The sequence below is a fragment of the Pseudoflavonifractor sp. 524-17 genome (assembly GCF_009935845.1).
GTDB lineage: Bacteria > Bacillota > Clostridia > Oscillospirales > Oscillospiraceae > Pseudoflavonifractor_A.
Genome location: NZ_QWEK01000020.1, coordinates 55,877 through 81,796 on the forward strand (window position 1 = coordinate 55,877; position 25,920 = coordinate 81,796).

26 protein-coding genes are annotated in these 25,920 nt (G+C 62.3%); 7 read left to right on the forward strand and 19 right to left on the reverse strand.

Annotated elements, in window-relative coordinates:
* Positions 1–2: 2 nt before the first annotated feature.
* The 9 genes from truB to rimP form a co-directional block, all read right to left on the reverse strand.
* Positions 3–875 (reverse strand): tRNA pseudouridine(55) synthase TruB, encoded by an 873-nt coding sequence (gene truB / locus D1159_RS09020; protein WP_161845341.1) that lies wholly within the window; start codon positions 873–875, stop codon positions 3–5.
* Complete coding sequence (locus D1159_RS09025) at positions 850–1,824, reverse strand: DHH family phosphoesterase (protein WP_243152202.1); 975 nt, start codon at positions 1,822–1,824, stop codon at positions 850–852. Before D1159_RS09025 ends, truB begins: the two co-directional genes overlap by 26 nt.
* The gene (gene rbfA, locus D1159_RS09030) at positions 1,821–2,216 is read right to left on the reverse strand and encodes a 30S ribosome-binding factor RbfA (RefSeq protein WP_161845342.1); all 396 of its coding nucleotides are present in this window, start codon (positions 2,214–2,216) and stop codon (positions 1,821–1,823) included. The genes D1159_RS09025 and rbfA overlap by 4 nt, the downstream gene beginning before the upstream one ends.
* A 13-nt stretch (positions 2,217–2,229) precedes the next feature.
* Positions 2,230–2,637, reverse strand: a complete 408-nt coding sequence (locus D1159_RS09035) for a hypothetical protein (protein ID WP_161845343.1) — start codon at positions 2,635–2,637, stop codon at positions 2,230–2,232.
* Between the two features lie 56 nt (positions 2,638–2,693).
* Positions 2,694–5,102 (reverse strand): translation initiation factor IF-2, encoded by a 2,409-nt coding sequence (infB, locus tag D1159_RS09040; protein ID WP_202621011.1) that lies wholly within the window; start codon positions 5,100–5,102, stop codon positions 2,694–2,696.
* A 130-nt stretch (positions 5,103–5,232) separates the two neighbouring features.
* Positions 5,233–5,733 carry a ribosomal L7Ae/L30e/S12e/Gadd45 family protein gene (locus D1159_RS09045; RefSeq protein ID WP_161845345.1) on the reverse strand — a complete coding sequence of 167 codons (501 nt, stop codon included), beginning with the start codon at positions 5,731–5,733 and terminating at the stop codon, positions 5,233–5,235.
* Positions 5,726–5,995 (reverse strand): YlxR family protein, encoded by a 270-nt coding sequence (locus D1159_RS09050; RefSeq protein WP_161845346.1) that lies wholly within the window; start codon positions 5,993–5,995, stop codon positions 5,726–5,728. Before D1159_RS09050 ends, D1159_RS09045 begins: the two co-directional genes overlap by 8 nt.
* Before the next feature lie 29 nt (positions 5,996–6,024).
* Positions 6,025–7,260 carry a transcription termination factor NusA gene (gene nusA, locus D1159_RS09055; RefSeq protein ID WP_161845347.1) on the reverse strand — a complete coding sequence of 412 codons (1,236 nt, stop codon included), beginning with the start codon at positions 7,258–7,260 and terminating at the stop codon, positions 6,025–6,027.
* A 15-nt stretch (positions 7,261–7,275) separates the two neighbouring features.
* On the reverse strand, positions 7,276–7,731 hold the full coding sequence (gene rimP / locus D1159_RS09060) for a ribosome maturation factor RimP (protein ID WP_161845348.1): 456 nt from the start codon (positions 7,729–7,731) through the stop codon (positions 7,276–7,278).
* 346 nt (positions 7,732–8,077) lie between these two features.
* Between rimP and D1159_RS09065 the strand changes: the two genes are divergently transcribed.
* From D1159_RS09065 to D1159_RS09075, 3 genes are read left to right on the forward strand one after another with little or no spacing between them, the layout of a single operon-like run.
* Complete coding sequence (locus D1159_RS09065) at positions 8,078–9,010, forward strand: MoxR family ATPase (protein WP_161845349.1); 933 nt, start codon at positions 8,078–8,080, stop codon at positions 9,008–9,010.
* Between the two features lie 7 nt (positions 9,011–9,017).
* Positions 9,018–10,031: a DUF58 domain-containing protein gene (locus tag D1159_RS09070; RefSeq protein WP_161845350.1), complete on the forward strand. Its 1,014-nt coding sequence runs from the start codon at positions 9,018–9,020 to the stop codon at positions 10,029–10,031.
* A complete protein-coding gene (locus D1159_RS09075) occupies positions 10,028–12,364 on the forward strand; it encodes a transglutaminase-like domain-containing protein (protein ID WP_161845351.1) in 2,337 nt (778 codons plus the stop codon). The genes D1159_RS09070 and D1159_RS09075 overlap by 4 nt, the downstream gene beginning before the upstream one ends.
* Positions 12,365–12,475: 111 nt before the next feature.
* Here the strand turns inward: D1159_RS09075 and D1159_RS09080 are convergent, their stop codons facing one another.
* Positions 12,476–13,276: a HAMP domain-containing sensor histidine kinase gene (locus D1159_RS09080; protein WP_161845352.1), complete on the reverse strand. Its 801-nt coding sequence runs from the start codon at positions 13,274–13,276 to the stop codon at positions 12,476–12,478.
* Between the two features lie 352 nt (positions 13,277–13,628).
* On the opposite strand from D1159_RS09080, the gene gap reads away from it, so the two are divergent.
* Positions 13,629–14,642 (forward strand): type I glyceraldehyde-3-phosphate dehydrogenase, encoded by a 1,014-nt coding sequence (gap, locus tag D1159_RS09085; RefSeq protein ID WP_161845353.1) that lies wholly within the window; start codon positions 13,629–13,631, stop codon positions 14,640–14,642.
* 128 nt (positions 14,643–14,770) lie between these two features.
* Here the strand turns inward: gap and D1159_RS09090 are convergent, their stop codons facing one another.
* Complete coding sequence (locus tag D1159_RS09090; protein ID WP_161845354.1) at positions 14,771–15,007, reverse strand: helix-turn-helix transcriptional regulator; 237 nt, start codon at positions 15,005–15,007, stop codon at positions 14,771–14,773.
* Positions 15,008–15,153: 146 nt separating this feature from the next.
* On the opposite strand from D1159_RS09090, the gene D1159_RS09095 reads away from it, so the two are divergent.
* Positions 15,154–16,323, forward strand: coding sequence for an S-layer homology domain-containing protein (locus D1159_RS09095; RefSeq protein ID WP_161845355.1), 1,170 nt, complete (start codon positions 15,154–15,156; stop codon positions 16,321–16,323).
* A 117-nt stretch (positions 16,324–16,440) separates the two neighbouring features.
* Here D1159_RS09095 and D1159_RS09100 read toward each other — a convergent pair whose 3' ends face one another.
* The 7 genes from D1159_RS09100 to D1159_RS09130 all read right to left on the reverse strand — a co-directional run bounded on the left by D1159_RS09100 (position 16,441) and on the right by D1159_RS09130 (position 23,380).
* On the reverse strand, positions 16,441–17,220 hold the full coding sequence (locus D1159_RS09100) for a TIGR00282 family metallophosphoesterase (RefSeq protein WP_161845356.1): 780 nt from the start codon (positions 17,218–17,220) through the stop codon (positions 16,441–16,443).
* 117 nt (positions 17,221–17,337) lie between these two features.
* Positions 17,338–18,288, reverse strand: coding sequence for a 50S ribosomal protein L11 methyltransferase (gene prmA, locus D1159_RS09105; protein ID WP_161845357.1), 951 nt, complete (start codon positions 18,286–18,288; stop codon positions 17,338–17,340).
* Positions 18,288–19,160: a DegV family protein gene (locus D1159_RS09110; protein WP_161845358.1), complete on the reverse strand. Its 873-nt coding sequence runs from the start codon at positions 19,158–19,160 to the stop codon at positions 18,288–18,290. Before D1159_RS09110 ends, prmA begins: the two co-directional genes overlap by 1 nt.
* Before the next feature lie 37 nt (positions 19,161–19,197).
* A complete protein-coding gene (locus D1159_RS09115) occupies positions 19,198–19,767 on the reverse strand; it encodes a DUF1836 domain-containing protein (protein ID WP_243152203.1) in 570 nt (189 codons plus the stop codon).
* Between the two features lie 109 nt (positions 19,768–19,876).
* Positions 19,877–21,298 carry a hypothetical protein gene (locus D1159_RS09120; RefSeq protein WP_161845359.1) on the reverse strand — a complete coding sequence of 474 codons (1,422 nt, stop codon included), beginning with the start codon at positions 21,296–21,298 and terminating at the stop codon, positions 19,877–19,879.
* 30 nt (positions 21,299–21,328) lie between these two features.
* A complete protein-coding gene (locus D1159_RS09125; RefSeq protein ID WP_161845360.1) occupies positions 21,329–22,927 on the reverse strand; it encodes an ATP-binding cassette domain-containing protein in 1,599 nt (532 codons plus the stop codon).
* Positions 22,928–23,125: 198 nt separating this feature from the next.
* The gene (locus D1159_RS09130) at positions 23,126–23,380 is read right to left on the reverse strand and encodes a hypothetical protein (RefSeq protein WP_161845361.1); all 255 of its coding nucleotides are present in this window, start codon (positions 23,378–23,380) and stop codon (positions 23,126–23,128) included.
* Between the two features lie 247 nt (positions 23,381–23,627).
* Between D1159_RS09130 and D1159_RS09135 the strand changes: the two genes are divergently transcribed.
* The gene (locus D1159_RS09135) at positions 23,628–24,458 is read left to right on the forward strand and encodes a putative RNA methyltransferase (RefSeq protein WP_161845362.1); all 831 of its coding nucleotides are present in this window, start codon (positions 23,628–23,630) and stop codon (positions 24,456–24,458) included.
* A 56-nt stretch (positions 24,459–24,514) separates the two neighbouring features.
* Here D1159_RS09135 and asnA read toward each other — a convergent pair whose 3' ends face one another.
* Positions 24,515–25,528, reverse strand: a complete 1,014-nt coding sequence (asnA, locus tag D1159_RS09140; RefSeq protein WP_161845363.1) for an aspartate--ammonia ligase — start codon at positions 25,526–25,528, stop codon at positions 24,515–24,517.
* Between the two features lie 198 nt (positions 25,529–25,726).
* Between asnA and D1159_RS09145 the strand changes: the two genes are divergently transcribed.
* Positions 25,727–25,920, forward strand: a 194-nt coding sequence (locus D1159_RS09145; RefSeq protein WP_347563663.1) for a hypothetical protein, incomplete at its 3' end; no start/stop codon positions are given.

A 25,920-nucleotide genomic window follows, 5' to 3' on the forward strand; every position in this document is an offset into this window, starting at 1 on the left:
AATCACACCTCGAAAAAGCTCTTAATGGTATCCATTCTCCCCTGCCTCAGCCGCCCCAGCATGAGGAAGGCGCCGTCCGGCCCGTACACCCGGTAGTCCCCCTCCGCCCCCCGCTGGGGGAAAGAAGCCCCGTTGCGGATGGACTTCACCCGCCGTTCATCCACTGTCACCGCCGGATAGGCGGAGAAATAGGCGTCCACCGGCATAAGGCAGGCCTCCGCCTCCCCCCGCTGCGCCGCCCGGGCCAGCGCCTCCAGGGACAGGGCGTCCCCCGCGGTGAAGCCGCAGGCCATGGTCCTCCGCAGGGCGGACATGGCCCCCCCGCACCCCAGGGCCGCCCCAATGTCGTGGCACAGGGTGCGGATATAGGTCCCCTTGGAGCAGCGCACCCGGAGGATGAAGTCGCCGCCCTCCTGTCCCTCCAGGGTGAGGCTGCGGATGGTCACCGGCCGGGGCTTTCGCTCCACGCTCTCCCCCCGCCGGGCCAGCTCATAGAGCTTCTGGCCCTTGACTTTGATGGCGGAGTACATGGGGGGGACCTGAAAAATCTCCCCCCGGAAGGCGGCCAGCGCGCCCTCCACCTCCGCCGGGGAGAACGCCGCCGGCCGCTCTTCCAGTACCGTTCCGGTGATATCCTGGGTATCCGTGACAACGCCCAGGCGCAAGCCCGCCACATATTCCTTTTCGGACTCGCTGGCGAACTCCACCGCCCGGGTGGCCCGGCCCACGAAGACCGGCAGCACGCCGGTGGCCATGGGGTCCAACGTGCCGGCGTGGCCCACCCGCCGCTCGCCCAGCAGGCGGCGGCACTTCCCCACCACATCGTGGGAGGTCCACCCCTGGGGCTTATCAATCACAACAATTCCGTTGGCCATGCTCCACCTGCCTGACGGCCGCCAAAACGGCCTGTTCCGCCTCTTCCACTGTGCCGGGGACGCTGCATCCGGCGGCGGCGGCGTGTCCGCCCCCGCCCAGTCTGGCGCAGACCGCGCAGGCGTCCAGCCCGCCGCTGGTACGCACGGACACCTTGCAGCCCCCTTCTTCCAGCTCCCGGATGGTGATGCTGGTGTCCACTCCCTCAATCTGCCCCAAAAAGGCGGAGATGTCCTCCATATCCTCCTCGGTGGCCCCCGCCTCGGTCAGCAGGGAGCGTGGGATCAGGGCCACGGCGATCGCGCCTTCGTCATACCGGCGCATTCCCCGGACGATGAGCCCCTCCACCTGGAGGCGGGCCCAGCTCCTGGTGCGGAAGTGCCGCTTGCTCAGGGGGAAAGCGTCCATTCCCGTCTCCAGCAGGGCCGCCGCAGCCCGGTGGGTGGCGGCGGTGGTGTTGCTGTACTGAAAGCTGCCGGTGTCGGTGGCGATGGCCACATAGAGCGGCACGGCCATATCCGCCGTCACCGGCCCCAGGCGGGTCAAAATCTCATACACCAGCTCGCCGCAGGCCCCCCGGCCCGGGTCTACACAGGTGTTTTTCGCGAAAAAGGTCTGGGAGGGGTGGTGGTCAATGGCCAGATCCACCCCCCGGGCCAGCCACTGCTTTCCCGTGTCGGTGAAGAGGCCCTCCGCGGCGATGTCCACGCTGACTACGGTCTCCGGCTGAAACCCTTCCGGGGCGATGCACCCCTCCAGGTAGGGGGTGAACAGGCTGGTCTCCCCGGTGCCGGGGCAGATGTGGGCGGTTTTGCCCAGCCGGCGCAGGCCCCGGCACAGCCCCGCGGCGCAGCCGATGGTGTCCCCGTCCGGCCGCCTGTGGGTGAGAATGAGGAATTGATCCCGCTCTCTCAGCCACTGGGCTGCCTGCCGGCAGGTCATCTCTCTCATTCCTCCTCCTCCCCGTCCAGGACGATGTGGGCGTTGGCCGGGTTGGCTGGCTTGACCACCTCCGGGTCCCGGAGCATCTGTAAAATGTGGGCGCCCTTGTCAATGGAGTCGTCCGCCGCGAACTGAAGCTCCGGGGTGTGCCGCAGGGACAGCGCCCGGCCCAGCTCCCGCCGGAGATAGCCCCCTGCGGATTTCAGGCCCTTTACCACCTCCGCCGCGTCCCCCTTGTCCAGCACGCTGATATAGATCTTGGCGTAGCGGAGATCCGGCGTGGCCTCCACCGCGGTGACGGACACCAGACCATGTACTCTGGGGTCCTTCACCGTGGGCAGCAGCGCCGCCAGCTCCCGCTGTATCTCCTCGTTAATCCGTCCAATCCGGTTGCTTGCCATGGTGGTCCTCCTCTTAAACCGTGATATCAAAGCAGATTTCTTCCGCGTCCAGAAATTGTTTCAGGGCCTGTGTGTCAAAGTCCGCCAGCCTGCCCTGAAACCGGGTCGGGCGCTTTTTGTCTACATCGCCGCTCAGCCAGACGCTCCACAGCTCCAAAACCTCTCCCGAAGAGAAGTTTTCCGTCAGATATGCCCGCAGTTTCACCAGGTCAGTTTCTTCTTTTGCCATTACAAATTCATACCGGAAGGGCTTCATGGGCCAGCCCAGTTCGTCCACCGCGCGGCGGTAGTAGTGCAGCGGCTCCACTTTGAAGCCCTGCCGGAACGTGACGCTGTACCCGCCGCTGTACGAGGTATGTGACTCCTGAAAATTGCACAGGGGCAGTTCCTTGTCCGCTGCCAATACATAGACACGGCTCATTCTCTTCCTCCATAAGCGAACAGAGGCGGGCGAAAACGCCCGCCCCTACGGTAAAATTATACCTCAATCTGCTCCATCATGAAGCACTCGATCACGTCGCCCTGTTTGATGTCGCTGTATTTTTCAATGGTGATGCCGCACTCGTATCCCTGGGCCACTTCCTTCACGTCGTCCTTGAATCGCTTCAGGGAGGCGATGGCCCCCTCGTGGATGACTATGCCGTCCCGCACCAGGCGGACCTGGGCCTTGCGCTCCACCTTGCCGTCGGTGACATAGCAGCCGGCCACAATGCCGGCCCCGGTGATCTTGTAGACCTCCCGAACCTCTACGCTGCCCAGGGCCACTTCCCGGAACTTGGGGGCCAGCATACCCTTCATGGCGGCCTCCACCTCGTTGATGGCGTCGTAGATCACCCGGTACATGCGCATATCCACGCCGCTGCGGGCGGCGGAGTCCTTGGCGTTGGCGTCGGGCCGGACGTTAAAGCCCACAATAATGGCGTTGGAGGTGGAGGCCAGCATCACGTCGCTTTCGTTGATGGCGCCCACGGCGCAGTGGATCACCCGCACCCGGACCTCCTCATTGGAGATCTTCTCCAGGCTGGTTTTCACCGCCTCGGCGGAGCCCTGGACGTCGGCCTTGACAATAATGGCCAGTTCCTTCATTTCGCCCTGTTTAATCTGGCTGAACAGGTCCTCCAAAGACACCTTCTGGCCCACAGGGCTGGCTGCGGCCATTTTCTGCTCGTGCTTGCGCTGCTCCACCAGCTCCCGGGCCATGCGCTCGTCGGCCACGGCGTGGAAGTCGTCGCCGGCGCCGGGCACCTCCCCCATGCCGATGATCTCCACGGGGACGGAGGGGCCGGCCTCGGCCAGCTTCTGCCCCCGGGCGTTGGTCATGGCCCGCACCCGGCCCACCGCCGTGCCGGCGATGATCACGTCCCCCTGTTTCAGGGTGCCGTTCTGCACCAGCAAAGTGGCCACAGGGCCGCGGCCCTTGTCCAGCCGGGCCTCGATGACCGCGCCGTGGGCGGTGCGGTTGGGGTTGGCCTTGAGCTCCTGCATCTCCGCTGTCAGGTTGACCATCTCCAGCAGATGGTTGATCCCCTCGCCGGTCTTGGCGGAGATGGGGCAGATGATGGTCTCGCCGCCCCACTCCTCGGGCACCAGCTCGTACTCGGTGAGCTGCTGCATGATCCGGTCCGGGTTGGCCTCGGGCTTATCCATCTTGTTGATGGCCACAATAATGGGGATCTTGGCGGCCTTGGCGTGGTTGATGGACTCAATGGTCTGGGGCATAATGCCGTCGTCGGCGGCCACCACCAGAATGGCGATGTCGGTGATCATGGCGCCCCTGGCCCGCATGGCGGTAAAGGCCTCATGGCCGGGGGTGTCCAGGAAGGTGATGGTCTGGCTGTTGACGCTGACCTGATAGGCGCCGATGTGCTGGGTGATGCCGCCGGCCTCGCCCGAGGCCACATTGGCTTGGCGGATATAGTCCAGCAGGCTGGTCTTGCCGTGGTCCACGTGGCCCATCACCACCACCACAGGGGCCCGGGCCTGAAGGTCCTCCTCCCTGTCCTCGGCGGTGTCGATAAGCCGCTCCTCAATGGTGACAATGACCTCTTTTTCCACCTTGCAGCCCAGCTCCATGGCGGCCAGGGCGGCGGTGTCATAGTCGATGATATCGCTCAGAGAGGCCATAACCCCCATTTTCATCAGGCACTTGACCACCTCCGCGCCGGTCTTCTTCATGCGGGAGGCCAGTTCGCCCACGCCGATCTCGTCGGGGATAAGCACCTTGAGGGGCGCTTTTTTGGCAATCTCCAGCTGGAGGCGGCGCATCCGGTCCTGCTCCTCCTGGCGGCGCTTGCTGCCCTGGAAGCCGCCTCCCCGGCGCTGGTTGGCGTTGCGGCCCTGGAACTTCTGCTTGCCCGCCTTCATGCGGTCCGCCCGCTCGGGGGCCAGCTGCTCCAGCCGCTCGTCATACTTATCCAGATTTACGTCGCCGCCCTTGCGGGTGTCCACAATCTTTTTCTCCGGCACCCGGCTGGCGGGCCGGGCCTGGCCCTGCGCGGGGGCGGGCTGCTGGGAATGCCCCCCCTTCTGGGGCGCGCTCTGGACTGGCTTTTGTCCCTGCCCCTGGGCCGGGCGCTGAGCCGGCTGCTGGGCCTTCTGTCCGCCCTTCTGCTGGGGCGCGCCCTGACTCTTGCGCTGCTCCGGCTGGGGCGCGGGTTCGGCCTGGGCGGGCTTGGGCTCGTGGTAGACGTCGGCGTAGATGGACTCCACGCTTTCCACCTGGTTGTGCTGGGTCAGATAGTCAAATACGATGGACAGCGACCGATCGTCCAGCACCTGCATATGGTTTTTGGGTGTGGCGGCGTACTCCGTCAGAATATCCGCCACTTCTTTGGAATTTTTGCCAAAGTCTTTGGCCAGCTCGTGTACACGGTATTTATTGTTCAGCAAATAAAGACACCTCCACTGTGGGACTTGCGCCAATGAGAAAATACAGCGTGCCGCTGCACTTTCTGATTGGAACAAGTCCCTGTCTTCTCATCTTTTCAAACGTTCTGTCCTTCCGCATCACCGGGGCTTACGGATGGCGTCCGGTCCCCTTGGGGCCGGTTTTCTTCCCGGTCTGACGCCCCTTGTCGGGGCTGGGGGGCGCCGCCCACGGCTTGCGCGTTCGCTTCTCCGCCGCCCGCTTCTGGGCCTGCCGGGCCTTCTGCCGGGCTCTGGCCCGCTGGGCCCGGCTGTCCAGCTCCTCCGCCAGGGCGGCAAACCGGAGGTCCTCCTCAGCCATGCGTCGGGCGAAGGCGGCCGCCAGGCCGGCGTCGGTCACGGCCATCACAGCGCACACCCCCCGGCCCACGGCGCCCCCCAGCTCCTCCTTGGAGAAGGGGACCGCCATCCAGGGGACCTCCTCCCGCCGGCACAGCGCCTCCCCCCGGCTCAGGGTCTTCTCCGCCCCGTCCCGGGCGGCTACCACCAGCCGGGCGCTGTGCTGGGAGACAGCCTCGTGTATCGCCTCCTCGCCGATGGCCAGCTTTCCCGCCCGGCGGGACAGGCCCAACACATGCAGCGCGCTACTCATGGCCCGCCCCCATCTGCTCCTCCAGCGAGGCGTATACCTCCTCGGGGATCTGGACGGAAAAGGCCCGCTCCAGCCCCTTGGACTTCTTCGCCCGCTTCAGGCACGCCGGATCGGGACACAGGTAGGCCCCCCGCCCCGGCTTCTTCCCCTTAAAGTCCAAAGAGACCTCCCCCTCCGGGGAGCGGACCACCCGGATGAGCTCCCGCTTTGGCTTCATCTCCCGGCATCCCAGGCATTGACGCATGGGGATCTTTTTGGGCATGGCTGCGCCTCCTTTCCTCGCTCCGCCGGTTACGCTTGCGTTTCTTCCGCTTCCGCCCGCTCTTCCAATTCTTCCTGGACTCCGGCTTCCTCCGGCGGCGGAACTTCCTCCTCCGCCCCGCCGTCTATATCAAAAAGTTCCTCCTCTTCCGGCCCCTCTTCCTCTTCCGCCGGGGCGCTGGCCGGCTTGATGTCAATTTTATACCCAGTGAGCTTGGCGGCCAGACGGGCGTTCTGCCCCTCCTTGCCGATGGCCAGGGACAGCTGATCGTCGGGAACCACCACCCGGCAGCTCTTCCCTTCCTCCAGTGTGGTGACGCTGATCACGTCGGCGGGGGAGAGGGCTGCGGCGATATACTGGGCGGGGTCCTCGCTGTATTTGATGATGTCCACCTTTTCGCCGCCCAGCTCTTCTACGACATTATTCACCCGGCGGCCGCCGGGGCCCACGCAGGCGCCGATGGCGTCCACCTCCGCCTCGGCGGACCACACCGCCAGCTTGGTGCGGCTGCCCGCCTCCCGGGCGATGGACTTGACCTCCACCGTACCCTCGTAGATCTCCGGCACCTCCAGCTCGAACAGGCGCTTCACCAGGCCCGGGTGGGTGCGGGAGAGGAGGACCTGGGGTCCCTTAGTGGACCGGCGGACCTCCACCACGTACACCTTCAGGCGCATTCCCTCGGCAATGGACTCCCCCCGGACCTGCTCCCCGGCGGCCAGATAGGCCTCGGTGCTCTCCCCGCCGGAGCCGATGCGCAGGGACGCCGCCCCCGACCGGGGATCCACCCGGGTCACCACGCCGGTAAGAATCTCATGCTCCTTGGAGTTGAACTCGTCATAAATCATCCCCCGCTCTGCCTCCCGCATTCCCTGGATGATCACCTGTCGGGCGGTCTGGGCGGCGATGCGCCCAAAGTTGCGGGGCTTAATCTCAATGCGCAGCACGTCCCCCAGCTGGGCCCGGGGCAGGGCGGCCCGGGCCTCCTCCAGGCTCATCTCCGTACAGGGGTTGTCAACGGTCTCCACCACGTCCTTCTTCACGAACATGCGCACCGTGCCCAGCTCCTCATTGGCCTCCACGGTGACGTTATCCCCCACCCCCTCGTGGTCCCGCTTATAGGCGGACACCAGCGCCTGGGTGATCTTCTCTATCATATAGGACTTGGGAATGCCCTTCTGCTGCTCAATCATCTCGATGGCGGCAAAAAACTCCGCCCCGTCCAGCTCGTTGCTCTTCTGCGCTTTTGCATTCTTTCTTCCGGCCATTGTCACAAAACTCCTTTAAAACCGAACGTACAGGCGAACCTGGGCCACATCCTTTTTCTCAAACGTCACGCTGCCCTCCGGGGTGTCCAGGGTCACATTGCCCCCCTCATAGCCTTGCAGCGCGCCTACGAACTCCTTCCTGCCCTCTCTGGCCCGGTAAAGGCGCACCTCCACCTCGCTGCCCATAAACCGGGCAAAATGCTCCGGCTTTTTCAGCGCCCGGTCCAGCCCGGCGGAGGAGACCTCCAGGGTGTAGCTGCCCTCAATGGGGTCGGCCTCGTCCAGCGTGTCGGACAGGGGGCGGGATACCGCCTCGCAGTCGTCGATGGACACGCCCCCCTCCTTGTCGATATACACCCGCAAAAACCAGGTTCCGGCCTCCTTGACATACTCCACGTCCCAGAGGGTACAGCCCTGTTCCGCCGCGATGGGCGCCGCCAGGCCGGCCACAAGCTCCGTCACTTTCGCCATAGTTTCTTCTCCGTTTCCTGATAATCCAAAAATTTACATGCCTGGTTTTTTCAAAAATGAAGAGCGGGGCGAACCCCACTCTCATCATCTACCTTACATCTAACATAAGGATTATAGCACACAACCCATACAGGTGCAAGTGCTTTCCCTCTATTTTACACCCCTGTCCTGCAAAAATTATATGGTTTTCCGGCATGTGCGCAGCCGCGGGGGAACGGGTTCCATGATTTGTAACTCTTTCTTTGTTGACATAACCGTGAAGTTTGATAGAATAGAAGACGCTTTACTCTGCTAAACTGCCGGGGGACGCCCCGTTTCATCTACATTTTTAAGGAGACAACAAGCCATGAGCGAACTGAATCTGGCCTCGGATGTCATCAACGAGGTGCGCAAGGCCGTGGTGGGCAAGGACCAGATCCTGGCCAAGGTCCTGCTGGCCATTCTGGCCCGGGGCCACATTTTGCTGGAGGACATCCCCGGCGTGGGCAAGACCACCCTGGCCCTGGCCTTTTCCAAGGCCCTCTCCCTGCGCTGCCGCCGGGTGCAGTTCACCCCGGACGTAATGCCCTCGGACATCACCGGCTTTTCCATGTTCAACAAGGCCACCGGGCAGATGGAGTACCAGGAGGGGGCGGTGCTGTGCAACCTCTTTCTGGCGGACGAGCTCAACCGGGCCACCAGCCGCACCCAGTCCGCCCTGCTGGAGGCCATGGAGGAGGGGCAGGTCACAGTGGACGGCGTGGCCCATCCGGTGCCCCAGCCCTTTCTGGTGCTGGCCACCCAGAACCCCGCCGGGGCCTCCGGCACCCAGCTCCTCCCCGACTCCCAGCTGGACCGGTTCATGATCAAGGTCTCCCTGGGCTACCCCGCCCACGCCGACGAGGTGGAGCTGCTGCGCCGCAAGCAGGGGGGCAGCCCCCTGGACCAGGTGAACCGGGTGCTTGGCCTGAAGGACCTGGAGTCCATCCGGCTCCAGGTAGACCGGGTGTACGTCAGCGACCCGGTATGCGACTACATTGTCCGCCTGATGACCGCTACCCGCACCCATCCCATGATCGCCCAGGGGGGCAGTCCCCGGGCCACCCTGGCCGTCACCGCTATGGCCAAGGCCGCCGCCTGCGTCCGTGGGCGGGACTACGTCACCCCGGAGGACGTCCATCTGGTCTTCCAGGACACGGTGGCCCACCGTCTGATTCTCTCCCCCCGGTACGCCGAGACCCAGAGCGCCGGCCCCCTGGAGGAGATTCTCCGGGGCATCCAGCCCCCCGCCGTCAAGTGAGGGGCCTATGCTGCGCCGACGACTGCTTTACGGGGCGGCCCTGCTGGCCGCGGGCCTCTTTTTTCTCTTTTTCTCCGGGTATTTTGCCCTGTTCCTCCTCATCACCCTGCTGGCCCTGCCGCTGATCTCCCTGGCCCTCAGCCTGCCGGGGGCGCTGGGGAGCACGTTGTCCCTCTCCCTCCAGCCGGAGCGGGCGGTGCGGGGGGAGGAGGGCCGGCTCCTCCTGTCTCTGACCTTCCGCTCCCCCTTTCCCCTCTCCCGGTTCTCCGCCGCCCTTCTGCTGGAGCACAGCTTTTCCGGCCTCACCCGGCGGCAGGCCCTCCGGCTGTGCCCCCCCGCCGGGGGCTGCGCCCTGGAGCAGGAGATGGACACCAGCCGCTGCGGCCGGTGGACGGTACGCTGTGTCAAACCCCGGGTGTGCGATCTGCTGGGGCTGTTTTCCCTGCCGGTGAAGGCCCCGCCGGAGGGGACGCTCTTCGTTCTCCCCGTCCCCATGGAGGCGGGGCCCGCCCCGGCGCTCACCGGCGCCCGGGGCAGGGATCTGGGCTTAAAACCCCGGCCTGGGGGCGGGCCGGGGGAGGACTATGAGCTGCGTCCCTACCGACCCGGCGACCCCATGCGCGCTGTCCACTGGAAGCTCTCCTCCAAGCTGGACGATCTGGTGGTGCGGGAGACCATGGAGCCCCGGCGGGCTGCTCTGCTGCTCACCTTTGACCACTTCGGCCCGCCGGAGGAGGTGGACGGAGTGCTGGACCGGCTGTGCGCCCTGTCCCGGCGGCTGCTGGAGGGCAATCTGCCCCACTTTATCCAGTGGGTCCACCCCGTCACCGGCCAGCTGGAGCACTGGGATATCACGGATGAGGGAAGTCTTTCCCCCTGCCTGCTCCACATTCTCTCCCAGCCCGCCCCCTTAACGGGCAAATCTATCCTGGATGTTCCTCTGTCCATCCCCGGCGGGGACGGGCCTCCCCGCCGCCTTCACATCACCTGCGCCCTCTGGCGGGAAGGGGGGACGGCATGAAGCCCAAAAAGCACGCCCTCTTGACCTTCTGCGCCAACGCCCTCCTCCTGCCCGCCCTGCTGTGGAGCGCGGTGCTGTGCTTCTCCACCGCCTTTGCCCTGGATGTGGACTACACCGTCCTCTCCGCCGGACTGGCGGTGCTGGGCCTCGCCTCCGCCCTTCTCTTCTCGCTGCCCTGGAAACTCCGCCTCCCCCTCGCCGGGGCGGCGCTGCTGGCCCTGGGCCGGGGGGCATGGCTCCTTCAGGACACCCTCTTTGCCGGACAGGCCAACATCCAGTGCGCGGTGGTCAACGTCTACGCCAACGCCTTCCCCTTTATCCAGCGGATCTACCCCATCCCCCAGCTCACGGCGGCGGAGTGGACCCGGGCCGTCACCCTGACGGTGCTGGCGGTCTCCGCCCTGCTGGCCCTCTTTCTCGGCCTGATGCTGGTGACGCTGCACAGCTTCTGGGGTACGCTGATCCTCACCGGGGCCCTGGTGGTCCCCGCCCTCTTCGTCACCATGACCCCCTGCCATCTGCCCTTGATGGTGCTGCTGGGCGGTCTGTGCGTTCTCCTTCTCTCCTCCCTCACCCGGCGGCACGACCCGGCGGGCAGCGCCCGGCTCACGCTGGCAGCCATCCCCTGTGTGGCCGGACTGCTGGCGCTGCTCACCGCCCTTCTTCCCTGGCGGGACTACCGGCAGCCCCAGTGGGCGGTGGAGGCCCGGCAGGAGCTGGTGGCCGGCGTCAGCCGGGTAACCTCCCGGCTGGACCTCTCCGGCCTGCTCCCCGGCCCCTTCGGCTCCGGGGGCTTCACCGCCGCCGGCTCCACCTCCCACATCAGCCTCTCCATGGGAGGGCAGCACTACGACGGCCACACCGTCCTGCGGGTGACTACCGACTATGTGGGCAAGCTCTACCTCCGGGGCCACAGCGCCGCCGTCTATGAGAACAACGCCTGGTGCCCCTTGGACGCCCGGGCCTATGACGGACTTTTGGAGGACGGCTCCTTCCTGAATGCGGATCTGAACCCCATCAACCTCCCCGCCGCGGCCCTGTCGGGACAGCCCTACTATGCGGTGGAGGTCGAGAATGTCTCCGCCCCCGGCGGGTGCGTCTACTTCCCCTACAATCTGCTCAGCTCCCCCAGCGAACTGCGGGGAGCCGCTTTCCTGGACGACTCCGCCGTGGCCCAGGGCCGCTTCGTCACCAAGCACACCGTCTACTTCCGCCCCAACGGCGGGGATCTGGGGGACCGTCTGTTCCGGAATAACCCCTCCGCCTTCCTCGCCGCCTATAACTATGAGCGCTTTGTCTATGACAATTACCAGCAGCTTCCTCAGGGGTACGACGATCTGCTGCGGCCCCACGTTCAAGCCGTTTTGAAGCTTTATTACTCTATCTCCCGGTTTCAGAATCAGCCGGACACAGCGCCCCAATCTGCACGCGGCTTTCTGGACACGCTGGACGCTGTCGTCCCAAAAACAGAGGCCGGCGATTTTTCCGCGTACCCCATTGAGATGGCCCTCACTGTGGCGGAGTACCTGGACCGGCTGGCGGTCTACGATCTGGATACCCCCGCCGTCCCCGCCGGGGAAGATTTCGCGCTCTACTTCCTCAACGACAGCCACCGGGGGTACTGTATGCACTTCGCCTCGGCGGCGGTGCTGCTGCTGCGGGCCATGGATGTCCCCGCCCGGTACGTCAGCGGCTATGTCACCCGCACCGTGGTGCCCGGGACCATCAACGTGGCGGACTACACCGCCCACGCCTGGGTGGAGGTTTATGTGGAAAACTACGGCTGGTACCCTGTGGACGTGACCCCTGGCTATCAGGGGGCCTCTCTGCCCTGGGTGGAGGAGTCCGCCCAGCCCGCGCCCACCCCTACACCGACTCCGACCCCCTCCGCGGCGCCTACGCCCTCCGCCCCCCAGCCCTCCGGCGCGCCTGCGCTCCCCCCCACCCCAACGCCCTCCGGCGGGGCCAGGCCGAATTCCGGGCCGGACCTCAAACGGCTCCTTCTCCCCGCCGGGATTGCGGGATTCGCCTTTTTGCTGGTGTTCATCCGCTATCTGGCCGGCACCCTGCGCCGGCGCCGCTTCCGGCAGGAGAATCCCAACCGGGCCGCGGTGGCCCTGTACCGCTACGCCCTGCGCCTTGTCCGCCACGGGGGGACCATGCCCCCACAGACCGAGGCTCTGGCCCAAAAAGCGGCCTTCAGTCAGAACGGCCTGTCCCATGAGGAGGCCCGGATTTCCCGCACCGCCGTGGCCGCCGCCGTGGAGGCGCTGGACCGGGCCGCTCCCTGGTGGAAAAAGCTCCTTCTGCGCTGGTTCTGGTTCCTATACTGACCTCTGGGCAGGAAAGAGCCAGTCTGCCGGAACGGACACGGCCTTTCCCACAGACTGAAGCCCCCGGTTGTCAAAAAACCGGGGGCTTCGGCTGTCAAAAAGGCACCTATTCTATTCCACATCCTCGGGCAGAAAGCTGTCGAAGGGCAGCACCTGGGACAGCTCCACCAGTACCTGGGAGAAGCCGCCGGTGGCGTCAAAGCCCATCCGGGGGGTACGCAGGGTATCCAGATCCTCCAGGCCGCCGGGGAGGGAGACCACCGCCCGCAGGCCCCGGTTTTCCCCCCGCTCCAGAATCAGCGCGCCGCCGTGGAGCCTGGCGATTTCCCTGGCAATTTCCAGCCCCAGGCCCAGGCCCTCCCGTTCTTTCAGCAGCGCTTCCAGGGGGAGCTCCGCCCCCTCGCCGCCGGGGAGGACGCCCTTTGGCCCGTCGTCCCACACGGCAATCCGGCCCCGTTTCCCCTCGCCGGTCAGGCGCATTCCCGCCCTTCCCCCGGCCCCCGCCGCCTTCAGGGCATTGGCAATCAAATTGAGCAGCATCCGCCGGAGCAAATCCTCGTCCCCCAGCAGGAGAAGGGGATGCCCCTCTATCTCCCAGTCAAAGCTCACCCCGATATGCTCCGCCAGGGGTTCCACCTGGGCCCCCAGATCCTGGACGATATGGGCAATATCCACCGGGGCGGGGCGGAAGTCCCGGATCTCCCCCTGCGCCGCGAAATCCACCTGCTCCGTCAGCCGGAGCAGCCGGTAAAGGCTTTGATTCAAAATCCCCAGATATTGGCTGTACTTTCGGTCTTCCCGTTCCTGAATGGCCGGTGTCAGCAGCTGCGCCGCGGCCATCAGATTGCCCACCTGTTCCCGCAGCTGTTCTGCCAGCACCGCTCCCCATCTTTTGCTGTTGTTCTCTCTCAAAAGCGGTTCCCTCCCCGCCGTCCCCGCCGTCCGTTTTCAAACAGATTCCGGGACGGTATCTCTATGGTATGCAGGTCGTTAAAGTTCTTAGAACCTGTCCCCCCAATAGGAGGACATACCGGTTCTTATCCCTGCCGGCACGGCAATAGTATAGCAAATACCTTCCGCCGCCACAACCTTAATTACCAGCTTAGAGCAAATTTTACACGCTGTTGTCCAAAGCGCCGCCGCTGATTTATTCAGATTTAACAGTTTTTTTGCATTTATCCCCTTTTCTTTTTTCCCTTCCTGGGATATAATAGGAATGCGCGAAGGTAACTCAAACACACTACTTTGTGAAGGAGAGATTCCCATGAGCATTAAAGTTGGCATCAACGGATTCGGCCGTATCGGCCGCCTCGTTTTCCGCGCCGGTATCGGCCGCTCCGACATCGAGTTTGTCGGCATCAACGACCCCTTTATGACCCCCGACTATATGGCCTATATGCTGCGCTATGACACCATGCACGGCAAGTTTGACGGCACCATCGAGTACGACGACTCCTCCATCACCGTCAACGGCAAGAAAATCAACTTCTTCGCCTGCAAAAATCCCGCCGAGATCCCCTGGGGCCAGGTGGGCGCGGAGTACGTGGTGGAGTCCACCGGCCTGTTCCTGACCAAGGAGAAGGCCCAGGCCCACATCGACGCCGGCGCCAAGAAGGTGGTTATGTCCGCCCCCTCTAAGGACGACACCCCCATGTTCGTCATGGGCGTCAACCAGGACACGTACGACTCCAGCATGACCTTCGTCTCCAACGCCTCCTGCACCACCAACTGCCTGGCGCCCATCGCCAAGGTGCTGCATGACAACTGGGGCATCACCGAGGGTCTGATGACCACCGTCCACTCCACCACCGCCACCCAGAAGACCGTGGACGGCCCCTCCATGAAGGATTGGCGGGGCGGCCGCGCCGCCGCCGGCAACATCATCCCCTCCTCCACCGGCGCCGCCAAGGCCGTGGGCAAGGTCATCCCCTCCCTGAACGGCAAGCTCACCGGTATGTCCATGCGCGTACCCACTCTGGACGTGTCCGTGGTGGATCTGACCGTCAATCTGGCCAAGCCCGCCAAGTACGACGAGATCTGCGCCGCCATGAAGAAGGCCGCCGAGGGCGAGCTGAAGGGCATTCTGGACTACACCGAGGACGCGGTGGTCTCCTCCGACTTCCTGGGCGACACCCACACTTCCATCTTCGACGCCAAGGCCGGCATCGCCCTTACCGATACCTTCGTGAAGGTGGTCTCCTGGTACGACAACGAGATCGGCTACTCCAACAAGGTGCTGGATCTCATCGCCCATATGTACAGCGTGGACCACAAGTAACCTAGGCAGAGGCACTAAAGTGCAAACCTTGTTTTCTTGAGAAAACGCCTCTTTTCAGATATACAAGTCTGAAAAGAGGCGTTTTTCTTGTCAACATAGAAAGGAAATTATATCTATTTCATCTATTTTTAACATTTCTTTTCTATTTCTTCTTCAATCTTTTTAACCAATTCGCTTGGGCGCATATTGAGCGCCAAAGCAATCCTCCATAACGTTTCAAAGTTAGCTTGCTTATTTCCATTTTCAATCATGGTCAAGTGAGTCCGTGCAATTCCAGCAAGTCCACTCAACACATCTTGTGACAGCCTCTTTTCTTTCCGCAAGGTGCGGATTGTCTTTCCAATGGCCGTATTATCAAATTGCACTTTATCATCTCTCCCATCCTATTGTTAAGTGTATGGGAAAAATGAAATTTTTCGTCTATTATCATAGACATTTCGAGTTCTTTATGCTATACTCCTCATGTGTAAGCCTCAAAGCACATCATAAAATTTGTAAAGAAGGTATGAAAATGAAACGCACAATCTCGCTGCTCCTTTTCTTAGCCGTCATGGCCTCACTTGTTCCAACCGCGTTTGCGGCCGGTTTCCATCCACATCCTGGTCATATTGCACCTGACGCCGTTACTGCGTTATCTGTCTCTGCTCTTACATCTACCGCCACACCTGCTTCCACACCCAAGGCTGCCCAAGAGGCTGCACAGGCCTTGTATGAACTAGGTCTTTTCAGTGGTATAGGCAATGACACAGAAGGCAACCCAAATTTTGACCTTAACCGCGCTCCCACACGGCAGGAAGCCGTTATTATGCTTGTGCGTCTATTAGGCAAAGTAGATAACGCAGAAAACGGGACTTGGAACATCCCATTTACTGATGTAGCAAGTTGGGCAAAGCCATATGTTGGATACGCGTATACGAATGGTTTGACCGTTGGCACCTCTGCAACCACTTTTGGTGGAGGACAGACTATTACAGCAACACAGTATCTTACTTTTGTTCTCCGTGCCCTTGGCTATGAAATTGGCGTAGATTTCCAATGGGATAAGGCGTGGGAATTTTCAGACAAAATTGGCTTGACAGATGGGTCGTACAATGCAAATACATCTAATTTTACTCGCGGAGATGTTGCAATTATTTCTTATAAAGCACTTGACATCCGATATAAAGATGGCGGCTCTACGCTGCGGGATGCCTTACCCGCTAAACCCGTAACCCCTACTGCAAACAATATCCCAGAAGCTGAAAAATCACAGTTATTAGATGCCTACGCAGAAAAAATGTATTATGTCGCGATTGGCGCAGCATGTCTGCAAAAGGGTGTGGCTGCCGCAAACCAGCATAACGTATCTGATACTATTTACTGGACGGCGATGACAAGGGCCGCAAGTCAAGGGGAGTGTGCAGCCTTAGAAAAAATGAAGACTCTTTGTGGTGATTATGCAGATACAGCAGAACTTAAAAAATGTGTCGAAGAAGATATTCGACTAAAAAGTATGGGTCCGCAAAATATTACGTCTATGAAAGATGTAAGCGAATATATAAGCATTATTGGAGACAGTAGCTATAGTAAGGCAAATAGAGCCAATGTAGATGCTATGAAAACCCAACTATATAAGTTGTTTTCAGAAAAAGTTGTAACAGATACCGTAAATCAATATTTACAGCAGCGACTGTCGAAATAGTATAGCGGAAAAGGGCTTTGGTTACTCCCGACTCTCCATATCAGCTTCTTTTGCCGCCTATATCCGTTAGTTTTCTTGCAAAATTGAGAGCTGCACTCCCAGGGGAGTGCAGCTTTTTTATTCCTCCAAATCCACCCGCTCCACGGATACGCACCGGCGGGTTTCCGTGTCAATGGCAAAGCACACGCTGTTGAGCTTGCAGGGCCCGGGCGCGGGCTCAAACCGCTGGGGCAGGCCCCCCAGGAACCGGTTCATCGCCTGCTGGGGCCGGATGCCCAGCACGCTTTCTCTGGGACCCACCATCCCAACGTCGGTAAGAAAGCCCAGGCCCTTTGGCAGAATCTGCCCGTCCGCAGTGGGCACGTGAGTGTGGGTGCCCCACACCGCCTGGGCCCGGCCGTCCAAGTACCAGGCCATGGCCCCCTTCTCGCTGGTGGCCTCCGCGTGGAAGTCCACCAGAATAATGTCCGCCTCCCGGCTCTTTAGCCAGCGATCCGCCGTATAGAAGGGATTGTCAAAATTACAGTCCATCTCGCACCGGCCGATGAGGTTCAGCACCCCGACGCGCAGTCCCTGGGGGCCCTCAAACACGCCCCAGCCCCGGCCGGGCACACGGCTGGTATAGTTGGCCGGGCGGAGAATCCTCTGGTGGTCCTCCAGATAATCGGCAATCTGAATCCGGTTCCAGGTGTGGTTGCCCAGGGTGATCACATCCGCCCCGGCGTCGAAAATAGCCTCCGCCTGCCGGGGCAGTATGCCCAGGCCCGAGGCGTTCTCCCCGTTTACTACTGTGAAATGGATATCCTTCCACTTTTTCACGCCCCGCAGGCGCTTTGTCAAAAAGTCCAGCCCGGACTCCCCCACCACGTCGCCTACCGCCAGTACGTTTAAAATCATGCCGTCCCCTCCCCAGCCTCCGGTTTCCTCTATTATATCGGATCAATCCTTAAAGTGCAAATACGCCCCGCCGGTTTTAAAAAGGAGCGCCCCATGGGCGCTCCTTTTTAATTGCCTCTAATTTCTTAGAACCTGTGCCGCCAGAGCCACCCAGCCCTTCTGTTCCCAGCGGTTTATGAGGGCCAAGCCGTTCTTTTCCAGGGCGGCGGCCACCTCATGGGCCCGGGTGTCGATGATGCCTGAGCACAGGAAGACCCCCCCTGGGGCGAGAAAGCGGTGAACCTGTGCCGACAGGGGGATGATCACGTCGGCCACGATGTTGGCCAGCACCACCTGGTACTGCCGCCGTGCCAGTTCCTCCGCCAGGCCCCGGTCAGAGAGCACGTCCCCCGCCAGCACCTGGTAGCGGTCCTTTCCGATGCCGTTCATGGCGGCGTTTTCGTAGGCCACGTCCACAGCCTTGGGGTCGATATCCACAGCCATGGCCTCCGCCGCCCCCAGACACAGGGCGGCGATGGACAGAATACCGCTCCCGCAGCCCAGATCCAGCACCTGACACCCTGGCGTCACATACTGTTCCACGCCCCCCAGGCATAACTGGGTGGAGGCGTGGGACCCGGTGCCGAAGGTAAGGCCGGGGTTGAGGTACACCGCCGTCTTCCCCGCCGGGACGGGGGCGCCCCGCTCCCACTCCGGCACGATGTACAGCCGCCGGCCCACCTCCATGGGTTTGTAGTACTTCTGCCAGCTGTGGGCCCAGTCGTTCTCCCCCAGGGGGGCTGTGGTATAAGGATTTCCAATTCCATCCAGCCATGTTTGCAGCTGCTTCCGACCGTCCGCGTCGTCCGGGACGTAAAACTTAATCCGGCAGACGCCCTTCATCCGCGCCTCCAGCTCCTCGTCCACATAGTCCCAGTACTGGCGGTTCTGTTCCAAAAACTGCCTAAAATCCCCCTCGTCCTCAATCACCAGTCCGGTAACCCCGTTCATGGTCAGCCGGGCGGAGAGGTCGTCCAGCTCCTGAGGCGCGGCCTCCACGGCCACCTCCAGCCACTTGATGTCCTCCATTACCGCTCCGTTCCCACAAAGAAGAGGGCCACGGTGCCTGGGCCGGTGTGGGCGCCGATGACGGGGCCGATGTGGCTGTACACCACGTCCTTTACCCCAAAGCGCTTTTTGGCCTCCTCGCCCACAATCCTGGCGTCCTCCAGGCAGTCGCTGTGGCTGATGAAAATGATCTGGTTCTGGGGATTGGCCACCCGCTTGCCCATCTCCTCCACAATGTGCTTCAGGGAGGCGGTGCGCCCCCGCACCTTGCCCACGTTGATCAGGTGCCCCTCGTTGTCCACGTGGATAATGGGCTTGATGGACAGCATTCCCCCCACGAAGGCGGTGGTGGCGGAGATGCGGCCTCCCCGCTTCAGATGGGCCAGGTCGTCCACCGCCACCCAGTGGCAGAAGTGGAGCTTTTCCGCCTCCGCCCAGTCCCGGACCTCCTCGATGCTCCTGCCGGCCTGGCGCATTTTGGCGGCGTACCACACCAGCAGGCCCTGACCCAGAGAGGCGCACAGGGTATCCACGGCGCAGATCTTCCGCTGCGGGTATTTCTCGCCCAGCTCCGCCGCGGCCATGGCGGCGGAGTTATAGGTGGTAGACAGGCCGGAGGAGAACCCCAGAATCAGCACGTCCCGCCCCGACTGGAGGAAGGGCTCCACCAGCTCGGTATACTGGGAGACGTTGACCGCCGAAGTGGTAGCCATCTTTCCCTCCCGCAGCAGCCGGTAAAAGGTCTCAATAGGCATGGCCCTGCGGTCCGGGTGATCCTCGTAGGTCTGATTTTCAATGGTAAAGGACAGGGGCAGAACTTCTACATCCAGCTCCTCCACCATGGCGGCGGACAGATCGGCGGCGGAATCGGTGACAATGACAAACTCGCTCATTTCCGGTGTAACCCTCCTGTTTGATGGAAATGTGATACTATTTCCCGGCTTTTTCTCTCTTTTTCTCCGGCTTTTCCGGCTGTGGCTCCGTCTTGGCCAGAATATCCAGAATCCGCTGGCAGGCCAGGCGGTCGGCGTAGCTGCGCAAAGCCAGATTCAGCGCCAGACGGGGCAGGTCCTCCACGGCGCACTCCTCCGGCAGGCGCTGGGCCGTCTCGGACAGGGCGCCGTCCAGCTGGGCGCAGAAGTAGGCATATAACTCCTGGGTGGAGCCCTTGCGCTGGTTGCCCATGGCGATAAGCCGGTTGGTCTCCTTCACGGACAGAACCTGCTTGAGCATACAGATGGCGGTGAGGTAGGCCAGGTGTCCCTGGGCGTACCGCTTTCCCTCCGCCCGGGGGAGCAGGCCGTCCTTGATGTAGTTGTTCACCATGGCGGAGGTAAGCACAGGCTCCTCCCCATAGTGGATCAGCTGCCGGGGCAGGTAGGACACCAGCTGGTCCATATACAGCCCGATATCCGGGAATGCCTCCCACTCCGCCGGCCGCTGATGGGTCAGGCGCTGCTTCAGTTCCTCAAATGCCTCCAGTGCTTCCAGCCGCTCCATGGCGCTCTCCCCTTTCCCCGCCCGCAGGCAGATAGATTGTATCACATCACTGACAAAAAAGTAAAGGCTTTCACCGCTGAAAAATCAGTGCTTTGGGTCACATAACAGATTATGCCGTCTGTTTTTCTCCCGGTTTTTCCACCATCAGTCCGGCGCAGGCCAGGAGGATCAGCATGGGCAGGACGGAGTAGTGGTACCGCCCCGCCACCTCCACCAGCATATGGGCCAGGGTCAGGCCCACGGTGTAGATCAAAGGCAGAAACAGCCCCGACCGGTCCCGCCGCCGCCACATTCTCCCCGCGCCCGCCAGGGCCAGCAGGGCGCAGGCGTAGTAAAACCCGTTGCAGGCCAGCCGAAAGTACGCCTTATGGCGTATGGACGAGCAGTAGCCCACGCAGGTGTCGTCTGCCCCCAGAAAGATGCGCAGCTTTTCCCGGAACAGCGGCAAAAAGTCTATCCCCCCGCCGGTAATCCGCTCCACGGCATCGGCCAACATTTTTTGCTGTACTTCCGGGGCCGTAATCCCCGGTTCGCTGTCATATTGGAAGAGATGATCGCTGTCCGCCTGGTTCCACTGTCCCTTCGATCCCACATTGAAACCCACTAAAATATTATACCCCGGCACAGAGGCCGGCGCCTCCCCGATACGCCGCTGCGCCCAGGCGCTGCCCAGCCGGCCGGCGGCGGCGTACACCGCCCCAAGGGCCAGCAGAAAGCACAGCATTTCCCTCCATTTCCGCCGCCAGAGCGGAAGATTCAGGCACACCGCCCACAGCCCCACGGTCAGCAGAACAATCATCCCCACCGGGCGGACCAGGTTGACTCCGGCCAGCAGAAGGCCGCCGGCCGCCCCCAGTCCCCCGAGCCGGGGACAGGTTGGAATTTTTTCAACCGCGCGGACGCTCACCAGCAGCGCCGCCAGAATGCCTGCGGTATATAGGGGCTCGGACAGCACCAAGCTGTTATACATGGTCTGGGAGGGACACAAGGTCCACAGTACCAAAGCGGCGCACCCCGCCTCCAGGCCCAGGAGCTTTTTCCCCAGGAAAAAGAGCAGCACCCCGCTCAGCACGGATAAAACCACGTTCAGCCCCACTGCCGCCCCAATATAGCTGCCCAACAGGCGTACCAGCCAGCTCAGTACCACGGAGTACCCGAAGAGATGGGGGAACAGGGCCATATACCGCCCATTGTCCAGCACCTCCTGCCGGGCCAGGCTGTTGGCATAGCCCCAAAAGACGGCGTAATCCCCCTCCACCGGCACCTTTACCGCCAGCACCCAGGCCAGCTTTACCGCCGCGCAGGCCAATGCCAGTATGAGCAGGGCCCGGCGGCGTCCCAGACCGGCCAGACGGCGCCCGGCGGGCCGGGCCGCCAAAAGCAGCGCCCCCGCTCCAAGGATTCCCAGTACCAGCGCCTCCTTCCGGCCCGCCTGGCTGCCCCAGAGCACCGCCGGTACCAGCAGCGCCGCGAACACAGCCAGCGCCGCCCGGCCCAGCCACACCGACAGCTTTTCGCCCCAAGTCTCCATTTCCCGCTCCTTTCTCCGCGCAGCGTCCGGCTACGGAGTCTGCTTCATACTCTCCAGATACTCGTCATAGGTCATCTTCCGGTCGATGAGCCGGCCTTCGGCGGTGAAGTCGAAGATCCGGTTGGCCACCGTCTGCACCAGCTGGTGGTCGTGGGAGGAGAAGAGCACGTTGCACTTTACCGCGCCCAGGCCGTTGTTCACCGCGGTGATGGACTCCAAATCCAGGTGGTTGGTGGGCTGGTCCAGCAGCAGCACGTTGGCCCCGGAGAGCATCATCCGGGAGAGCATACAGCGCACCTTCTCCCCGCCGGAGAGGACTTTGACGCTCTTATACACGTCGTCCCCGGAGAAGAGCATCCGGCCCAGGAAGCCCCTTAAATAGCTCTCATGGGGGTCGGGGGAGAACTCCCGCAGCCACTCCACCAGATTTTCGTCGTGGTTCTCAAAGAAGGCGGTGTTGTCCTTGGGGAAGTAGGAGCAGGTGGCGGTCTGGCCCCACTTTACCGTGCCCTCGTCGGGCTCCAGCTCGCCGGTGAGGATTTTGAACAGGGCGGTATGGGCGTTCTCGTTGTCCCCCACAAAGGCGATCTTGTCCCCGTGGCCCACGATGAAGGACACCTTGTCCAGCACCTTCACCCCGTCGATGGTCTTGCTCACGTCGGTGACGAAGAGGATGTCCTTGCCCACCTCCCGCTCGGGGGAGAAGGCCACCCAGGGGTAGCGCCGGGAGGAGGCGGGCATCTCCTCCACCGTCAGCTTGTCCAGCAGCTTGCGCCGGGCGGTGGCCTGCTTGCTCTTGGACTTGTTGGCGGAGAACCGGGAGATGAACTCCTGCAATTCCCTGATCTTCTCCTCGTTGCGCTTGTTCTGGTTCTTGATCAGCGACTGTACCAGCTGAGAGGACTCATACCAGAAGTCGTAGTTGCCCACATAGAGCTTGATCTTGTTGTAGTCGATGTCCACAATGTGGGTGCAGATGGTATTAAGGAAATGCCGGTCGTGGCTGACCACAATCACAGTGCCGGGGAAGTCCAGCAAAAAGTCCTCCAGCCAGCTCACGGCGCTGATGTCCAGGTTATTGGTGGGCTCGTCCAGCAGCAGAATGTCCGGATTGCCGAACAGGGCCTGGGCCAGCAGCACCTTTACCTTCAGCCGGGCGTCCAGGGTGGCCATGTCATTGTAATGCAGCTCGGTCCCCAGGCCCAGGCCCTGGAGAATGCGGGAGGCGTCGCTCTCCGCCTCCCAGCCCCCCAGCTCGCTGTATTCCTCCTCCAGCTCGCAGGCCCGGATGCCGTCTTCCTCGGTCATCTCCTCCTTGGCGTAGAGGGCTTCCTTCTCCTTGCCGATGTCGTACAGCCGCTGGTTGCCCATGATGACCGCGTCCATCACGCTGTAGGCGTCATAGGCGTTCTGGTTCTGCTTGAGCACCGACATGCGGGTTTTGGGCAGAATGCTCACCTCTCCCTTGGTGGGCTCCAGGTCCCCGGAGAGGATTTTCAGAAAGGTGGACTTTCCCGCCCCGTTGGCGCCGATGATGCCGTAGCAGTTCCCCTTGGTGAACTGCAAATCCACATGGCTGAACAGGGGCTGTCCGCTGTATTGCAGGGTCAGGTCGGAAACGGTGATCATTGCTTCGCTCCTTTTTCATCGTTCAATAATAAGAAAGAGATTCTTCAGACGGCCAAATGGCTAAAATCCGTACTATGATACCACAGCCGGCAAAAAAATGGTAGAGAAATAACGTACAAAAACCCATCTGCCCCCGGAACGCCCCTCTGGCGGCGGCTGCAAAAAAGGAGCGCCCACGTGGGGCGCTCCCTGGGCCGGTCAGTCGATCCGCTCCCGGCAGTAGGGGCAGCAGCTCAGATCCCAGGTCCGGAACGTGGGCAGCCACCGCCGGCAGGCGGGACAACGCCAGAAGATGAAGGGAAGAATAAAGGCTGCGATTATGAGAATCAGACCGATGACAGCGATAAAAACCCACTGGACAACCTGGCACAGCAGACCCAGAAGGATACCGACGGCACCGCACGCCCGGTCGAGAGAAAGACCCTGCCGGGGCGAAATGGAACACCGCTTCATACGATACACGCTCCCTCCATGATGAAATGCAGCCATTCTATTTATAAGTATATCATAATATTTCCCCCTGTCAATACAAGCTAAGATTTAGCGAGATTTAACCAGAAGTATTCCATCTTATATTTTGTGATATCAGACCGTTCTCTTCATACCCCGTTTTCTTTTGTCAAGATGACAAAACTATGCTATACTAGGGGGCGATACACTGGCGACAGGCTTCGCCAATCTTTGCGCTGCCGGAGGGGGAATGAATTTGAGTCTGTTCCGCTGTCCCGTCTGCTCGGCCCCGCTGGCGCGGGAGGCGGGCTCCTATCTGTGCCCCCGGGGGCACCGCTACGACATCGCCCGGGAGGGATATGTCCACCTGCTGCCCCCCAACCGGAAGCACTCCAAGGCCCCGGGGGATGACAAGGACATGGTGGCCGCCCGGGCCCGCTTTCTCTCCCAGGGTTATTACGCTCCCCTTCTGGATACACTGGAACAGGCAGCGCTCCGCTATGCCGATGAATCCCCCGTCCTGCTGGACTCCGGCTGCGGAGAGGGGTACTACACCGCCGGCGTTGCCGCCGCCCTCCGCGCCGGGGGGGGAGGCGTCCGGGCCGCGGGGGCGGACCTGTCCAAATTCGCCCTGCGCCGGGCCGCCCGGCGGGACAGGGACAGCGAGTTCGCCGTGGCCTCCGCCTACCGCCTGCCGGTGGCGGACGGGCGGGTAAACCTGCTGCTCAACTGCTTTTCCCCCATGGCCCAGGAAGAATTCCGCCGGGTGCTCTCCCCCGGGGGCGTTCTGCTCTATGTGGTGCCCGGCCCCCGGCACCTGTGGGAGCTGAAGGAGATTTTGTACAACAGCCCCTACCCCAATCCGGACGAAACGGTGTTATACGGCGGCTTCACCCATCTGGAGATCTATCCCCTGGAATTCCCCCTCCGCCTTCCCTGCCGGGAGGATGTGGAAGCGCTCTTCCATATGACGCCCTATACCTGGAAGACCCCCAGGGAGGGGGCGGACCGCCTGCGCGCTCTGTCTGAACTGGCGGTCCGGGCCCAGTTCCGGATCCATATCTTCCGCCGCGACCCATAATGAAAAACCGCCCCCGGCGCCAGGCCGGGGGCGGGAAAGGGTTTCTTTATTACAGACTACAGCAAAATGACCCCCGCGTCCCGGCAGACCACAATGGTCTCCGGGTCCCATACGCTGGCCTGAACCTCGCCGATGTGGGCCTTGCCCAGCAGGAGCATGCACAGCCGGGACTGGCCGATGCCGCCCCCCATGGTCAGAGGCAGCTTGCCCTCCAGCAGCAGCTTGTGGAAGGTCAGAGTCCGGCGCCCGTCCTGTCCGGCCGCCGTCAGCTGCTGATCCAGCACCTCGGGGCTGACCCGGATGCCCATGGAGGACACCTCAAAGGCCTGCTTGAGCACCGGGTTCCACAGCAGAATATCGCCGTTGAGGCTCCAGTCGTCGTAGTCGGGGGCGCGGCCGTCGTGAGGCTCTCCAGAGGCCAGGTTCCCGCCGATCCCCATTAAGAAGGTGGTGGGGTGGTCCTTCACCCAGGCGTTCTCCCGCTCCTTGGGGGTGAGGCTGGGCCAGCGGTCCTCCAGCTCCTGGGCGGTGACGAAGCTCACCTCTGGGTCCACCAAGGGCACGGCGCACAGCCGGGGATAGACCGCGTACAGGGTGGTCTGGGTCTCACAGATGGCCTTGACGATGGTGCGCACCGTCTCCTTTAAAAATTCCACGTTCCGGTCCCTGGGGGCGATCACCTTCTCCCAGTCCCACTGGTCCACATAGACCGAGTGGAGGTTGTCCGGCGCCTCGTCCCGGCGGATGGCGTTCATGTCGGTGTACAGTCCCTCTCCCACGGAGAACTGGTAGCGGTACAGGGCCATGCGCTTCCACTTGGCCAAAGAGTGGACCACCTGGGCGTCCCGCCCGGCGGCGGGGATGTCAAAGGAGACCGCCCGCTCCACGCCGTTGAGATCGTCATTCAAGCCGGTGGCCGCCTCCACAAAGAGGGGGGCGGAGACCCGGCTCAGGTGGAGGGCGCCCCCCAGCGTGTCCTCAAAGAGGCGCTTGAGCAGGCTGATGGCTTTCTGGGTGTCGTACAGGTTCAGACTGGGGGCATAGCCCTCTGGAATGACGGTCTTTTCCATGGAACAAACTCCTTTTTCTTTTGACTGCCGGCGCGGCGCCGGCTGTGTGTCCCGCAGACACAGGTTCTTAACACATTAGCACATTATAGCGCAAAACCGCCCTGCTGGCAAGGCAGGGGAATGGGAAAAATCCGGGGCTGAAAAAACTTTTTCCCGGTTTGGCCCGTCTAACGATTTGTAAAACAGGAGAGATCCGCTATGAGTCAACTGGATATGGATCACTGGGAGCGTCCCTCCCGCCCGCTGGCCGCGCTGTCCGTGGTGCTGCTCTTCCTGGCCCTGGCCGGCGGCGTGGCCGCCGCGGGACAGAGCAGAGCCGCCCCGCCGGCTCAGACGCCGGCTCCGCAGCAGGCGGGGTACGCCCCAGCGCCCGCCCCGGCCGCGCCTCTGCC